The sequence below is a fragment of the Ochrobactrum sp. Q0168 genome (assembly GCF_016427605.1).
Lineage (GTDB): Bacteria > Pseudomonadota > Alphaproteobacteria > Rhizobiales > Rhizobiaceae > Brucella.
This window is the reverse complement of the sequence record NZ_JAELXQ010000005.1, coordinates 124,524-139,750: the sequence shown is the minus strand read 5'-3', so window position 1 is coordinate 139,750 and position 15,227 is coordinate 124,524. Positions and strand designations below refer to the sequence as shown.

Genomic DNA, 15,227 nt, shown 5'->3' with positions numbered 1-15,227 from the left:
AATGCCAGCTCTCGATTTTAGTATCGTCGCTCCCTATACCGATCTGCTTCTGACGGGACTGTGGTGGACTTTCGTTCTCGCGGTCGCGTCCAGCGCGCTGAGCTTTATCCTCGGCATCGCCTTTGCGCTGGTCGTGCTTTATGCGCCAGCCCTGTTCGCCTATCCGGTGCGCTTCTTCATGTGGCTCTTCATGGGGACGCCGCTGCTTTTGCAGCTCTATCTCATTTATTACGGTCTGGTGCAGATCGGGATCGACATTCCGGCCCTGTTTGCGGGCATTCTCGGTTTGAGCCTGCATTTTGCGGTCTATAATGCGGATGTGTTCCGCGCAGGCATCGTCTCGGTCGATCCCGGTCAAACCGAAGGTGCGCGGTCCATCGGGCTTAGCCAGGGGCAGACGCTGCGCTATGTGATCATTCCGCAGGCCATCCGCAACACCATCCCGCCCATTGGCAACAATATGATCGTGCTGTTGAAAGACACGTCGCTGGTGTCGATCATCGGCATCGCCGAACTGGTTCACAGCGCGCAGATCGCCATCAGTGAAACCTATAGCCCGTTTGAGTTCTATCTAACTGCCGCCGCACTTTATTACGTGGTCAATCTCGTCATGGAAGCGGGACTGCGGCATATCGAAAGAAAAGTGGAGGTTACGCGATGAGCGCCTTGAAGCCTATGGTTGAAGTGAAGGGCGCCCGCAAAGCCTATGGCGCGCTGGAGGTTCTGAAAGGGATAAATCTTTCGGTATCGCGCGGCCAGATCATTGCGATCATCGGCCCGAGCGGTTCAGGCAAGAGCACGTTGCTGCGCTCCATCAATCATCTGGAGACGCTGAATGGCGGCGAGGTCTGGCTCGACGGGGTGCAGGTCAACCAGCCGCTCAACGGGCAGGCTTTTGAAAAGCACATCAATTCCGTGCGTCAGCAGATGGGCATGGTGTTTCAGCACTTCAATCTGTTTCCGCATTTGACGGTGCTGGAAAACATCACCCTGGGACCGACAAAGCTGAAGGGCATGTCCAAATCGGCGGCCCGCGAACTGGCGTTGGAACTGCTCAACAAGGTGGGGCTCGCCAGCAAGGTGGACGTCTACCCGTCGCGCCTGTCCGGTGGCCAGAAACAGCGCGTCGCCATTGCACGCGCCTTAGCCATGCAGCCGAAAGTGATGCTTTTCGACGAGGCGACCTCGGCGCTCGATCCGGAACTGGTCGATGAAGTGAATGCCGTCATGAAGCAGCTTGCCGCTGAACACATGACGATGCTGATCGTGACGCATGAAATGCGCTTTGCCGGTGAGGTTGCCGACAGGATCGTCTTCATGGATGGCGGCGTTGTGGTTGAAGAAGGTGCACCCGCAGACGTGCTGCGCAACCCGCAGCAGGATCGGACGCGCGCCTTCCTGAAAAACTATCTCGCAGCCTGATCCTCTGCCCGAAATGAAAACCCCCGGACTTGAAGAAGTCCGGGAGCTTTGTCTTGAGGAAAGGGAGCTTGCGATCAGCCTTCCTTATGCTGTTGCGCGACCAGCTCTTCGACGCTCATATCCGGCTCGTTGCGGGTCTTGTAAAGCGAGTAGAGGACACCGCTTGCAAGAATGCCGAGTGTAACCACCAGCGACAGCAGCGTGTTGATATGCACACCCAGCGGCACCAGGAAAATCTTGATACCGATCAGCACCAGAATGATCGCCAGCGATATCTGAAGATAACGGAAGCGGTTCATGGCGGCGGCGAGTGCGAAATAGAGCGCACGCAGGCCAAGCACGGCGAAGATGTTGGAGGTGTAGACGATAAACGTATCCTGCGTGACGGCAAACACGGCGGGGACGGAGTCGACAGCAAAGATCAGGTCGACGGTTTCAACCATGATCAGAGCGACCGCGAGCGGCGTCAGCCAGGTGACGAGCTTGCCGGTTTTCGGGTGTGGCTTCTTAATGGTGAAATGGCGTCCATGCACTTCGCTGGTGATGTTGAAGCGCTTGCGCAGGAACTTGAAAACCGCGTTCTGCTCGATATCGGGCGTCTCATCCTGATGGCGGAACATCTTGAAGCCGGTGAAGACGAGGAAAGCGCCGAACAGGAACAGGATCCAGTTGAACTCATGCACCAGCGCCGCGCCCAGTCCGATCAGAACTGCGCGGAAGGCGATGACGCCTAGAATACCCCAGAAAAGCACGCGGTGCTGGTAAAGGCGGGGGATGGCGAGAAAGCCGAAGATCGTTGCGATGACGAACATATTGTCCATCGCGAGGCTCTGCTCGATCAGATAGCCGGTATAGAATTCCAGACCCGCCTGTGCGCCGCGTTCCCACCAGACCCAGCCGCCGAAAGCCAGAGCGATCAGGACATAGAAGCCATAAAGAAGCAGGCTCTCCTGGGCGCCGATTTCATGTTCGTCACGATGCAGAATGCCGAGATCGAAAACCAGCAAACCCACGACGATTGTGATGAATGCCGCCCAGAAATAGACAGGTGTGCCGAGAAAATCGCCCGAAAGGGCTAAAATAAGCGAATCCATCGCCGGACCATCTCCATTTGAACAAGTGGAGCAGCCCCGACATCGCCATAGCGGAATACCATGACCAGAGGGGCCCGGCGCTGCCTTCTTCAAATGTGTATGTTTTTGTCCCGTTCAAGGGCGGCGTATAAAAATTTTGTGAGGCGTGGTTGCAGTCTGGAGCGGAAGCCCGCTCCAGAGTGATTTCGTTGCAATATCAATGTTGTGGCGCGGGCGTTTCTTCTGAGTCCGGCTCCTTGATGCGGAACCAGGCCACATAAAGCGCTGGCAGGAACAGGAGCGTGATCGCCGTGCCTGCAATGATGCCGCCCATCATCGCATAGGCCATCGGCCCCCAGAACACTTCACGCGCGATGGGGATAAGCGCAAGGCTTGCCGCCGCCGCCGTCAGTGCAATCGGGCGCATACGATGCTGGCTGGCGATCATCACCGCATCCCATGGTTTCATGCCTTCGGTGATATGTTCCTCGATCTGCACGATCAGGATGACCGAGTTTCGGATCAGGATGCCGATCAGCGCCAGCACGCCCAGAATGGCGACGAAACCAAGCGGCTTGCCGCTTGGTAAAAGTGCGGCAACCACACCGATCAATCCAAGCGGCGCAACCGCAACGACGAGGAACAGGCGCTGAAAACTCTGCAATTGCAGCATCAGCACGGTCGCCATCACGAACAGCATCAGCGGAACGACGGCGGCAATCGGTCCCTGGCTCTTGCCGCTTTCCTCAACCGTACCAGCCGTCTGGATATAATAGCCAGCCGGTAGCTTGTCGGCGAAAGCCTTGATCGCGGGGCCGAGGTCTTTCACGATCGTATCCGGCATCGTCTTGTCGATGATGCCTGCCGCCACCGTGATCGTCGGGATGCGCGACCGCCTGTAGATGACGGGCTGCTCAAGCTCGTAACGGAAATTGGCGATGGACGCGAGCGGCACCGAGGTGCCGTTGCCGGTCGCAATTTGCAGGCTCTGCAAGGTGTCGATGGAATCGCGCTCATGCTTTTGCGCGCGCACGACGACATCGATCAGATAGATCGAATCCCGCACCTGCGTGATGGTAATGCCGCCGACGACGCCATTCAGCGTCGTGGCAATATCCTTGGACGAAATGCCAAGCTTGCGGGCCTTGTCCTGCATGACATCGACACGGATCACGCGACCGGGTTCGTTCCAGTTGTAATTGACCACGCCCAGCCGTTGGTCGGCACTGAGAATACCAGCAAAATCCTGCGCCAGACCGCGCAGTTTCTGAATATCGGGGCCGGAAATGCGGTATTGCACAGGGCGGCCGACCGGCGGTCCAAGCTCCAGGAATTTCACATAGACGTCGGTGCCGACATAATCCTTGCGGAAGACCTCATCGAACTTGGCCTTCAAGCGGTCACGTGCTTCGACGTCCTTGGCGACGATCACCATCTGGCCGAAATAGGGATTGTTCGGCTGCACGTCGAAGGAAAGAATGAAGCGGATCGCACTTTGCCCGACATAGGTGCTCCAATGCTCGATATCGGGATTGCCTTTCAGCATTGTTTCTTCGAAACGCTCCATCTGCGCGCGCGTTTCGGCGATGGAGCTGTTCTGCGGCAAGGTCCAGTCGAGAACCAGTTCGGGACGATCCGATTGCGGGAAGAACTGCTGTTCGATGAAGCGCATCCCGAAAACGGACACGGCGAACAGAAGGATCGTGGTGATGATGGTCACCCAGCGATAGCGCATCGCCAGCAACAGCGCCTTGGAAAAGGCCTCAAAGAAGCGGCTGCGCTTTTCCGCATGGGGCTTCATTTTCTTGGGCAGGAAGGTGACGCCGAGCAGCGGTGCAAACAGCACCGCGACAATCCATGAAACCACCAGCGAGACCGCGATCACCACGAAGAGCGTGAAGGTATATTCACCCGCCTGGCTGGAATTGAGGCCGATGGGAATAAAGCCTGCAATGGTCACAAGCGTGCCCGTCAGCATCGGAAAAGCCGTATGCGAATAGACGTAAGTGGCGGCCTTGTTGATCGGATCGCCGAACTCCAGCCGCGCCACCATCATTTCGACCGCAATCATGGCATCGTCCACCAGAAGGCCGAGCGCGATGATGAGTGCGCCGAGCGACACGCGTTGCAGCGAAATATCGAGAAGCGACATCGACAGGAAGGTGATGGCAAGCACAAGCGGGATCGAGAGCGACACCACGAAACCGGCGCGCAGGCCAAGGCTCACAAAGCTGACCGCAAGCACGATGACCACAGCTTCAAACAGCGCGCTTGTAAAGCCGGACACGGCTTCCTTCACGACATGCGGCTGGTCGGCGACCTTCATCACCTTGACACCGACGGGGAGTTCCGCCGTCACCTGCTGCATCATCTTGTCGAGCGCAGCGCCAAATTCGAGCAGATTGCCGTTCGGCTTCATACCGATGCCAAGCCCGATGGAATCGGCGCCATTGACGCGGAAGATGGATGTTGGCGGATCGATATAGCCGCGCGTGATGGTCGCGACATCGGACAGGCGGAAGAACCGGTCATTGACGCGCAGATTGACGGCGCGCAGATCGGCTTCGGAATTGAACTGGCCGCTGACGCGAACGCTGATGCGTTCCGGCCCCGCCTGAACGACGCCGGATGGCGTGATCGCGTTCTGGTCCTGCAAGGCCTGAAGCACGGCCTGCTGGTCGAGACCAAGTGCTGCTACTTGCCGCGTCGAAAATTCGAGATAGATCGCCTCGTCCTGCGCGCCGATCAGCTCGACCTTACCGGCATTGGGCAGCGTCAAAATCTTTGCGCGTACGTCTTCGGCATAGTCCCGCAACTGCCGCATCGACAGGCCGTCGGCGGTGAAGGCGAAGATATTGCCGAAAACATCGCCGAACTTATCGTTGTAATAAGGCCCGTAAACGCCGCTCGGCAGGTCCGGCTTGATGTCGTCCAGCATATGGCGGACTTCGTTCCAGGCGTCGGTGACCTGTCGTTTACGCACCGTGTCCTTGAGGAAGACGAAGACGACCGACTGGCCCGCAGTGGTGACGCTGCGCGTGTAATCGAGCGTATCAAGTTCCTCGAGCTTCTTCTCGATGCGGTCGGTCACCTGATTGAGCGTTTCTTCAACGGACGCGCCCGGCCAGTTGGCCTGCACCACCATCGTCTTGACGGTGAATTCCGGATCTTCTTCGCGACCGAGATCGAGATAGGATACGAAGCCCGCGACCAGGAACACGAGCATGAAATACCAGACCAGCGATCTGTGGTTCAAAGCCCAGTCGGACAGATTGAATCCCTTTTTCACAGGCCAGTTCCTTTCTGGTCCAGACGGACTTTCTGTCCTTCTTTCAACTCATGTACGCCGGCAATCGCCACATAGCTGCCGACATCGACGCCACCGGCGACGAAATTGCCGCCCTGTCGCGCGATGACCTCAACATCGTGCAGCGAGACGGTCTGCTTGTCGGGGTCGATAATCCAGATGCTTGTCTTGCCGTTTTCTTCGCGCAGCGCCTGGATCGGCAGCCGCACCAGATTTTTCTCCGGCGTGGCCAGCGCCGCCCGAATGGTCGCGCCCAGACGGAAGCCTTCGGGCGGATTGTCGAGGGCAATCCTCACCCGGCGGCTGCGTGTCTGCGCATCCGCCTGCGGCGCAACTTCCCGCACAGTGCCGGTTCCCGTCACCGACGGATCAGCCTGAAGCTGCACATTGAAGGCCGCGCCCGGTGCAAAATACTGGGTCATGCTGTCTGGAATATCGACCACCGCTTCACGAATGTCGGGGCGCGCCACCGTCATCACGGCCTGACCGGCGGCGACCACCTGTCCAACCTCGGCATTGGTTGCCGAGATGACACCGTTATAGTCGGGGCGCAGCACGGCGTAACTACGCTGGTCCTGCGCCTTTTTCAGCCCGGCGCGGGCCTTTTCCAGATTGGCGTCGGCACTATCGCGCGCCTGTCTGGCGGCGTCGTAATCAGCCTGGGATACATTGTTGCCTTGCAGCAAAATGCGCTGCCTTTCCTCGCTGGCAGAAGCATTGGCAAATTGCGCCTCAGCGCTTGCGAGATCGGCCTTGGCCGACTGGATCGCCAGATCGAGCGTCGCTGGGTCGAGCGTTGCGACGGTCTCGCCCTTCTGCACCAGATCGCCCACCTGTACCGGACGGCTGATGATGCGCCCGAGTACGCGGAAGGCGAGGTCGGTCGAGTAGCGCGGCTCAATCGTACCGGCAAACCCGGCCTGCGTGGCGGGTCGTGGTTCAACAACCATGTAGAGAACCGGGCGTATGGGTTCGGCCTTGGCGTCGCCTTCATCGCTCTTGCCGCAGGCTGCGAGAACAAGCGTCGTCATCAGCACCGCGACGTGCATCAGGGGGAGGGCAACGGGCTTTCGGATATCTCGCGTCATTGCGCAACCGCCCCTTCCTGCGTCTGCATGATTTCGGTCGGCTCGCCCGACCGCAGCATCTGTGCGCCTTTCGTGACGATCAGTTCACCGACATTGAGGCCGCTATCAACGATCACCCGTTCCTTCTCATAGGAAAGCACGGTGATTGGCACCAGCGTTGCAACATGGGTGTCGCCATCCACACGCCACACGGCGGCGCGTCCGGCATCGGAGGTCATGGCGCTCCATGGCAAAACGATCACCTGGCGGCTGTCCATATGCACTGTTCCGGTAACGGTTGCGCCCAGCGCCATTTGCGACGGGGTTTTGGCGATGCCGACCTTGACCCGGACCGTCCCGGTCTGGGCGTCGACGACGGGGGAGATTTCACGAATTTGTCCTTCGGCAACCACTGTGGCGTCCGACAGCAGCGAGATCGTCACGCCCATGCCGTCCTTGGCATGATTGACCAGCGTTTCCTGTACGTCGAAGACAGCATCGCGGGGTCCGTCTTCGGCAATGGAAAATGCCGTCTGGGCGGCTTGTATCACCTGACCCGCCTCGATGTTGCGCGCTGTCACAACACCGGAAACCGGCGCGCGCAGCTCGGTATAGGACAGCTGATCGCGCGCGTCGCTCAGCTGGCTTTCGGCGCTCGAAAGCGCACTTTGCGCGGTTTGCAGGGTCTGGTTCGCCTGATCATAGGTGCTGCGGGTCGTGAAGCCTTGAGCGAGCAGCGCCTTCTGGCGTTTGAAATTGGCATCCGCCTGCACGAGCTGTGCTTCCGCTGCATCCTTCGAGGCCAATGCGACATGCAAATTTGCCTGTTGTTCGGCGTCGTCAATACGGGCGATCAGCTCTCCCTGATCAACATGCTGGCCGATCTCGGTCTTGCGCTCCACAACCTGCCCGCTAAGCCGGAAAGAGGTGTTGACCAGCGAACGGGCTTCGATCGCGCCGGAAAGCGTCAATTTGGGCTGATAATCGCTTGCCGCGACCTTCATCACCGCAACCGGAACCACATTGCGCGAATCGGCATGGGCTGGAACGAGAAAGGTCATTGCCGACATGCAGAATGCAAAAGCAGCCTTGGTTCCGAATATGACGCTTCGTCCAGAGCGGAGGAAACGGTAGGAAGGTTTTGCAATCATTGAACGATCCCGCTGGTTCGCATCTGCGGGAGAATGCTATCAAACGGGTTTCAACGAAAGCTTATTTTTTTACGTAGGCGTCAAAATATTTCTATCCATCTTGCCCGCAAAAATTGCAAAGCCCGCAACACCGCTCGCGATTGCTTTTGTTAACACTTGCCGACCAGATTACGTCACGAAACCGTCATGAGGGACTTCTAGTATTCCGTGTAATTATGCGGAGTCGCTGCTCCGGGGGATAATCTTCAGCTTATGGTGTGAACATGTTCGAGAACAGCCATCTGGACCGTATCAAGGCGGAAATCGCCGATAGTTTTGATGAAGAGCTGGAAATGCAGATCGAGGAAGAGCGCCTTGACGCGTTGGTCGCCGAAGGCATGTCCGGCCCCGCCGAGCAGACGCTTGAACGCCGCGTTTACTTCCGCGAATTGTTTCGTCTCCAGCATGAGCTGGTGAAGCTTCAGGACTGGGTACAGCACAAGAAGCTCAAGGTCGTGGTGCTGTTCGAAGGCCGCGATTCGGCAGGCAAGGGCGGCGCGATCAAGCGCGTGACCCAGCGCCTCAATCCACGCGTCTGCCGTGTCGTCGCGCTCCCCGCACCGACCGAACGCGAGCGCAATCAGTGGTATTTCCAGCGCTACGTGCCGCATTTGCCGACCGCTGGTGAAATGGTTTTGTTTGACCGCTCCTGGTATAATCGCGCCGGTGTCGAGCGCGTGATGGGCTTTTGCACCAAGGACGAACTGGAAGAGTTTTTCCGCTCCGTTCCCGAGTTTGAACGCATGCTGGTGCACTCCGGGATCATTCTCATCAAATACTGGTTCTCGATCACCGACGAGGAGCAGGAATTCCGCTTCAACATGCGTATCCACGATCCGCTGAAGCAGTGGAAGCTTTCGCCGATGGACCTCGAAAGCCGCGTGCATTGGGAAGATTACACCAAGGCCAAGGAAGAAATGCTGCATCGCACCCATATTGCGGAAGCACCATGGTGGGTCGTCGAGGCCGTCGACAAGAAGAAGGCGCGCCTCAACTGCATCGCGCATCTCCTGTCCCAGATACCCTACGAGGATGTGCCGAAGTCAGCCATTCAATTGCCCGAACGCGTGCGTCATGACGATTATGTGCGTCACCAAACCCCGTCTGAAATGTATGTTCCGGAAGTCTATTAGGGCATTTCCAGCCGCTACGCACTTATGCTGGAACGGCTCTAGTCTCTCGGCAGTTGCCGTTCGCCCCATTCGCTTTCAGGGATGGCATGGCCGATGGCATAGCTGAACGACTGGATCGACATGGCCTCGGCATTGACCTGGCATTTGAAGTCCACGCCATACCATTGGGCGCGGCTGCGAAACGCACCGTTGCTGACCGTCAGGCCGGTGCTTGAAACCGAACCGCCAGCACGCGCCAGCATGTCGGGGAAAGCGCCCGGTTGCTGATGGCGGATTTGTTCCAGCGCTTCGATACTGCAAATCTGGATGACACGATCGGTCGGCGACAGCTTGCCGAGCGCCTGTTTCACACGCGGGTCGGACAGGGCGTCCTTTGAATAAAGTCTGCGCGCCTGTTTGAAGTTTTTCCCCGGCTCTTCCGATGCGGCCTTGGCGGCTGGCTTTTGCTGGTTGGGTTTTGGCTGGGGAACAGGCGGGTTCTCAACAGCCGGGGCTGCGGCCAAGTATGCGTCCTGCGCAGTTGCGGACTGGGCATCGGGCTGCGCCTCTTCCGGCTGCTGCTCTTCCTTCGTCTCGACTGCTGCGGGCGGAACGTCTGATTGCTCCGGCGTATCGTCTTTCGGGTCGCTGGAAGCGGATTCAAAGGCAAGCTTCTGGGCCTGTGCCTGCTGCTCAGCCGGGACTGGCTGGCTCTGGTCCTGTTTCGGCGTTTCTTCGGCGGGTGGGGGCGGTGGAACAAGTTCTACCTTGACGCTTTGTTCCGGCGTTGTCGGCAATTGCGGCAGGCGGACGAGCAGAACAAAGGCCAGCAACAAATGCAGGATGATCGAGCTTGGAATACCCCAGCCTATTTCCGCAGATATTTTTCTGGCCAATTGCTGCATCGTTCAGACGATCATGGATATCCAACTATACCGGCACTGTTACATGCCGATGGTGATATCACATTGCAGCGTCAACAACAGGCCCAACAGCACGTGTTGGGCCGAACTATCCCGGCAAAGTCTTATGCGGCTTCCAATGCCTGCTCGCATCTGAGCAGCATACCGTAAAGGTCGCGCGGCTCATCGGGGTCTGCAAGCATGTCCAGTTCAGCGTAGAGACCGGTTTCTTCCAGCTTGCTGAAGACATAGCGCAGAGCCGAAAAATCTTCGGTTGCAAAGCCGACGCTGTCGAACAGCGTGATCGCCCGATCCGATGTTCTGCCCTGAGCCTTACCGGCGATGACTTCCCACAATTCCTTGACCGGATAATCCTCCGGCAATTGCTGGATTTCGCCTTCGATGCGGGTCTGCGGCGGATACTCGACAAAAATATCCGAGCGCAGGAGAATTTCCTTGTTCAGCTCGGTCTTGCCGGGGCAATCACCGCCGACCGCATTGATATGCACGCCGGGGCCGACCATGTTGTCGCTCAAAATGGTGGCATATTGCTTGTCGGCGGTGACGGTGGTGATGATATCCGCACCTTCGACGGCCTCCTGCGACGATGCGCAGATCGTGACCGAAAAGCCCTTGTCGGCCAGATTGGCGGCGCAACGCTCGCTCGCCGAGCGGTCGATGTCGAACAGGCGAAGATTGTCGATGCCGAGCAGCGCCTTGAAGGCCAGCGCCTGAAATTCGCTCTGCGCGCCGTTGCCGATGATCGTCAGCGTTTTGGAATCCGGTCGGGCGAGATGCTTGGCGGCCACTGCCGAGGTGGCGGCGGTGCGCAAGGCGGTCAGAATGGTCATCTCGGTCAGAAGCAGCGGATAGCCGCTGTCCACATCGGAAAGGACACCAAAGGCCGTCACGGTCTGACGGCCCGCGCGAGTGTTCTTCGGATGGCCGTTTACATATTTGAAGCCATAAAGCGTGCCGTCGCTGGTCGGCATCAGCTCGATGACGCCTTCCTTGGAATGGGAGGCGACGCGCGGCGTCTTGTCGAACTGTTCCCAGCGGCGAAAATCTTCTTCGATCACCACGGCCAGTTCCTTGAGGAAGGTTTCGACACCCACCGTCAGAACCAGCTTCATCATGTGATCGACGCTGACAAAGGGAACGATATTCAGCTTTTCATTGGTCATGGGAGTGAACCTTTATTCAGCGGGCGCTGTTTCCAGTCTTTGCCGCGAGGAATTTTTCGGCGATCATCGAAACGATCTGCGGCAGAACCTCGAAGGCGTAGGGCGCGTGGACGCGCTCCAGCTTCTGGTGGAACTCGCGGCCCCATGGGCCGATATTGACCACCGGGAAACGCAGTGCGTTGGCGGCTGGGTGATCGACGAGGCGCGACACCGGCGTGTTCTGCGACACGATATCCTGTCCAAGCGTTGCCTGACCGAGAAAACTCATATCGGAAATGCCCTGGAAATGCGGCTTCCAGACAAGGCTCTGATCGGGGAAGGCCGCAAAGACCTTGATCGTTTCGTCAATGGCCTCTCTGAAAAGGCGGTCATTGGTTTTGGTGTCGTCAAGATGGCTCGCCGGATAGTGCAGCCCGGCAAAGCCGACGACAATCGCCGGTCCGGCGAGATGGGCAACGCCCACCAGCCATTCGGTCAGCTGGCGGCTGACGGAAAGCGGGTTATCGATGCCGGAAAGGCGCTGTTCCTGTTCGTCATAGAGACGTTCAAAGTCGTCGCCTGCAATCTCAGCCGCCATGGCGCGCAGCTCTGTGAAGGTCAAAAGCTTCGGTTCAGGCGGGGTCGCCCCGGCACGCTTGCCGACCAGCTTGCCATAGGCTTCGGCCTGTGCTGCGAAGCGTGCGACCGCATCGACGGCTCCCGTGCGCACTTCATCCTGAAAGCGTTTGAACAGCTCTTCAGCGGTCATGCCGTGATAGAGCCAGTTGAGCGCGATCCAGAAACGTTCCGGCGTCGTGACTTCATAGCCGTCGCGCAAATCCTTTGCCTCAAGACAGATGGGCGGCGGGGAAATATCGTTGTCGTCGCGGTCGGCAAGATCGGCATTGCCTTCAAAGCGGGTGAGAATGCCTGCCGCCATGGCCTGCGCGCTGACACCCTCATAGGGGTAGCTGGCATGGGAGCTGCAACCGATGACGAGCGCAAAAGGCAGGAGCTTGCCGATGGTTCCAGCATAGACGGCGCGGCCTTCGCTGCCATCACCCTGATCGGAGGTTACATCGAGATTGATAGCCGACGAAATATCGAGGTCGAAGTCCCGCGCAATCTCCGGTAGCGCATTGCGCATCGACCGCATGCCGCGGCTCTCGCGCTCTTCGTCCGGTGTGACGATCAGGATCATATTGCCGCTGCGGTCGGGGTCTGCCGCAAAGCGCTCAAGGCAGGCAATACCGGCGGCAATACCGCTCTTCATATCCAGCAGACCACGACCGGGGAGGAAGTCGCCGCTCAGGAGGTCTTCCAGCGCGCGCTCTTCCTGCTGCGAGCGTGAGCGCTTGCCGAGGTCCTTGATCAGCGCATCTTTCAGATTGACGCTGTCGCAGGAGAGCGACTTCAACTCGTGATAATTATCGGTCGCAACCGTGTCGAAATGACCGGCAAGCGCCACCGTCTCGCGACCCTTGCCACGAACGAGTGCCACCACATTGTGGGTCAGCGGATCGCCATGGCTGGCAACCGTGCGGATATTTGCCGGGTTCTGCTGGAAATAGGGAATTTCCTTGAGCAATTCGACAAAGCGGCCAGAAAATTCCGCCTCGCCGGGCGTACCCGTTTCGCTGCGCCAGCTGACCATGCGAAGAGCCAGCTCTTCGACATGCTGCGCATCGATATGGTTGTGCGCCATCGTTACGGCGCCTTGCAGGCCGTTTGAAACATTCGCAGTCATTGAGTAGTCTCCGTATTCAGAGCACATCCCGAAAAGTGTGAAACGGTTTTCGGGAAAGATGCGCGTTAAAACAAAGAATTAGAGCGCCGATCTGAACCAATCAGATCGAAACGCGCTCTAGTGCGAAAGATGCTTTCGCAGGAAAGCGCGGGTCCGTTCCTCTTTCGGATTGGACAACATCTGGTCCGGCGGACCCTGCTCGACCACCACGCCGCCATCCATGAACATCACATGGTCGGATACTTCAGCGGCGAAGCGCATTTCGTGGGTCACGATCAGCATCGTCATGTGCTCGCTGGCGAGCTGCTTCATCACCTGATTGACCTCTTCCACCAGCTCTGGGTCGAGTGCCGATGTGGCCTCGTCGAACAGCATGACCTTGGGCTGCATGGCGAGTGCGCGTGCAATCGCCACACGCTGCTTCTGGCCGCCCGACAGGCGGGCCGGATAGGCATTGCCCTTGTCCACCAGCCCGACCTTGGCCAGCAGAGCGTTGGCGCGGTCAAGCGCTTCGGCGCGCGGCAAATGCTTGAGCCGCATTGGCCCGATCATGATGTTTTGCAGAACCGTAAGATGCGGGAACAGGTTAAATTGCTGGAAAACCATGCCCATTTCCTGACGGATATGGTTGATGTGTTTTTCGAAGGCGTGGCCCTTGAGCGGCTTGTTCACCTGATTGCCATCGAGCCAGATTTCACCGCCCGAGGTTTCTTCCAGCATGTTGATGGAGCGTAGAAGCGTGCTTTTTCCCGACCCGCTGGGGCCGATGATGGAGACGATCTTCCCCCGCGCAACCGTCAGGTCGATGCCCTTGAGAACTTCATGGTCGCCATAGGATTTCCTGATCTGGCGCAATTCGATCATGGGTGTCTGTGTGTTCATCGGATAGCATCCGCTTTCTTGGCCGCTTTGCTCAATGCCCATTCCATCAGAAGATTGACGGCGTAATAGAGCACGGCGGCGACGAAATAGAATTCGAAGGGTCTATAGGTTTCGCTGATGGCGCGCTGCGCATTCAAAACCAGTTCTGTGATGCCGAGGACCGAGAGCACGGCGGTATCCTTGAGCAGGATGATGCTGTTATTGCCCACCTGCGGCAGCGCGGTCAGGATCGCCTGCGGAATGATGAAATAGCGTAGCGCCATGCCCCGGCTGAAGCCAAGCGACCGGGCCGCTTCCATCTGGCCATTGTCCACAGCTTGCAGCGAGGCGCGGAAAATATCGGCATTATAGGCGGCATAATGCATGCCAAGGCCGAACACGCCGGTCCAGAAGGCCGGAACCATGATGCCGATCTGCGACAGGCCATAATAGAGAAGGTAGAGCTGGAGCAGCAGCGGCGTTCCCATGAACAGGAACACGATGCCGCGCACCGGCAGGCTTATGATCTTCGGCGCATGCAGCGTCACCAGAGCGATCACAACGCCCAGCACCACGCTGATGACGCCTGCGAGAACCGTAATCAGCACTGTCCAGAGCAGACCGATGAAGAGGAGCTCCAGATAGGAAGGTACGACCGTGAAATCGAGACTCATGCTTCGGCCCTCCTGTCAGCGTTGAAGAAGGTCTCAATGCCGCGAACGATCATCGAAATGATGGCTATGATGACGATGTAGGCGATACCGGCAACGGTGAAGACTTCGAAGGGCTTGTATGTCGATGTCACGAAACGCTGTGCGGTATAGGTCAGTTCAACAACCCCGATTGTCGAGACAAGCGCGGTGCTCTTGGTGAGGATGATCGTGTTGACTCCGAGCGAACGGATCATCAAGGGTGCCGCCTGCGGCAGAATGAAAAGCCGCATCGTGTTGAAGCGTCCAAAGCCGATGCTGCGGGCTGCTTCGTTCTGGCCCTTGTCCACGGCCAGAATGGCACCGCGTATGCCTTCCGACATATAGGCTCCGATGTTGAAGCCCATGGTGATCACACCGGCCATGAACGGGCTGAATTCCAGACCGAATTGTGGGCCGCCGAAGAAGACCAGGAAAAGCTGAACCAGCAGCGGCGTGCCGCGCATGATGCTGACATAGCCTGTGGCGAACCAGCGGAACGGCTTGAATCGTGAAAAGCGGGCAATGACCAGAACGGCTGCGACGACCAGACCGATCAGCAGCGATACGATAGTCAGCTGGACGGTGACCCAGGCAGACTGAACAATGAAGGGAAAAATCCGCTCGATAAGTGCGATATCCATCCTTCAACCTTTCTTCCCCGTGGAAGGGTCGGCGGCGGGCTGCTATGACG

At 58.1% G+C, this 15,227-nt stretch carries 13 protein-coding genes; 3 read left to right on the top strand and 10 right to left on the bottom strand.

Annotation, left to right across the window (positions count from 1 at the left end):
- Position 1: 1 nt before the first annotated feature.
- Positions 2-661 (top strand): amino acid ABC transporter permease, encoded by a 660-nt coding sequence (locus tag JAU75_RS11685; protein WP_199056686.1) that lies wholly within the window; start codon positions 2-4, stop codon positions 659-661.
- Positions 658-1,422 (top strand): amino acid ABC transporter ATP-binding protein, encoded by a 765-nt coding sequence (locus JAU75_RS11680; protein ID WP_371836160.1) that lies wholly within the window; start codon positions 658-660, stop codon positions 1,420-1,422. Before JAU75_RS11685 ends, JAU75_RS11680 begins: the two co-directional genes overlap by 4 nt.
- 74 nt (positions 1,423-1,496) lie before the next feature.
- Here JAU75_RS11680 and JAU75_RS11675 read toward each other — a convergent pair whose 3' ends face one another.
- The 4 genes from JAU75_RS11675 to JAU75_RS11660 form a co-directional block, all read right to left on the bottom strand.
- Positions 1,497-2,516 (bottom strand): TerC family protein, encoded by a 1,020-nt coding sequence (locus JAU75_RS11675; protein WP_199056685.1) that lies wholly within the window; start codon positions 2,514-2,516, stop codon positions 1,497-1,499.
- Between the two features lie 196 nt (positions 2,517-2,712).
- Positions 2,713-5,784, bottom strand: coding sequence for an efflux RND transporter permease subunit (locus JAU75_RS11670; protein WP_199056684.1), 3,072 nt, complete (start codon positions 5,782-5,784; stop codon positions 2,713-2,715).
- Positions 5,781-6,851: an efflux RND transporter periplasmic adaptor subunit gene (locus tag JAU75_RS11665; protein WP_199056827.1), complete on the bottom strand. Its 1,071-nt coding sequence runs from the start codon at positions 6,849-6,851 to the stop codon at positions 5,781-5,783. The genes JAU75_RS11670 and JAU75_RS11665 overlap by 4 nt, the downstream gene beginning before the upstream one ends.
- A 35-nt stretch (positions 6,852-6,886) precedes the next feature.
- A complete protein-coding gene (locus JAU75_RS11660) occupies positions 6,887-7,939 on the bottom strand; it encodes an efflux RND transporter periplasmic adaptor subunit (RefSeq protein ID WP_371836165.1) in 1,053 nt (350 codons plus the stop codon).
- Between the two features lie 344 nt (positions 7,940-8,283).
- Between JAU75_RS11660 and ppk2 the strand changes: the two genes are divergently transcribed.
- Positions 8,284-9,192: a polyphosphate kinase 2 gene (gene ppk2 / locus JAU75_RS11655; RefSeq protein WP_199056682.1), complete on the top strand. Its 909-nt coding sequence runs from the start codon at positions 8,284-8,286 to the stop codon at positions 9,190-9,192.
- A gap of 38 nt (positions 9,193-9,230) precedes the next feature.
- On the opposite strand, the gene JAU75_RS11650 is transcribed toward ppk2, so the two are convergent.
- The 6 genes from JAU75_RS11650 to JAU75_RS11625 all read right to left on the bottom strand — a co-directional run bounded on the left by JAU75_RS11650 (position 9,231) and on the right by JAU75_RS11625 (position 15,177).
- Entirely contained in the window at positions 9,231-10,076 is an 846-nt protein-coding gene (locus tag JAU75_RS11650) for a DUF930 domain-containing protein (RefSeq protein WP_199056681.1), read from the bottom strand.
- A 122-nt stretch (positions 10,077-10,198) separates the two neighbouring features.
- On the bottom strand, positions 10,199-11,257 hold the full coding sequence (locus JAU75_RS11645) for an ornithine cyclodeaminase (RefSeq protein ID WP_199056680.1): 1,059 nt from the start codon (positions 11,255-11,257) through the stop codon (positions 10,199-10,201).
- A 16-nt stretch (positions 11,258-11,273) separates the two neighbouring features.
- Complete coding sequence (locus JAU75_RS11640) at positions 11,274-12,983, bottom strand: M20/M25/M40 family metallo-hydrolase (protein WP_199056679.1); 1,710 nt, start codon at positions 12,981-12,983, stop codon at positions 11,274-11,276.
- A 117-nt stretch (positions 12,984-13,100) separates the two neighbouring features.
- On the bottom strand, positions 13,101-13,865 hold the full coding sequence (locus JAU75_RS11635) for an amino acid ABC transporter ATP-binding protein (RefSeq protein WP_371836159.1): 765 nt from the start codon (positions 13,863-13,865) through the stop codon (positions 13,101-13,103).
- On the bottom strand, positions 13,862-14,518 hold the full coding sequence (locus tag JAU75_RS11630) for an amino acid ABC transporter permease (RefSeq protein WP_199056678.1): 657 nt from the start codon (positions 14,516-14,518) through the stop codon (positions 13,862-13,864). The genes JAU75_RS11635 and JAU75_RS11630 overlap by 4 nt, the downstream gene beginning before the upstream one ends.
- Positions 14,515-15,177 carry an amino acid ABC transporter permease gene (locus JAU75_RS11625; protein ID WP_199056677.1) on the bottom strand — a complete coding sequence of 221 codons (663 nt, stop codon included), beginning with the start codon at positions 15,175-15,177 and terminating at the stop codon, positions 14,515-14,517. The genes JAU75_RS11630 and JAU75_RS11625 overlap by 4 nt, the downstream gene beginning before the upstream one ends.
- Positions 15,178-15,227 lie beyond the last annotated feature (50 nt).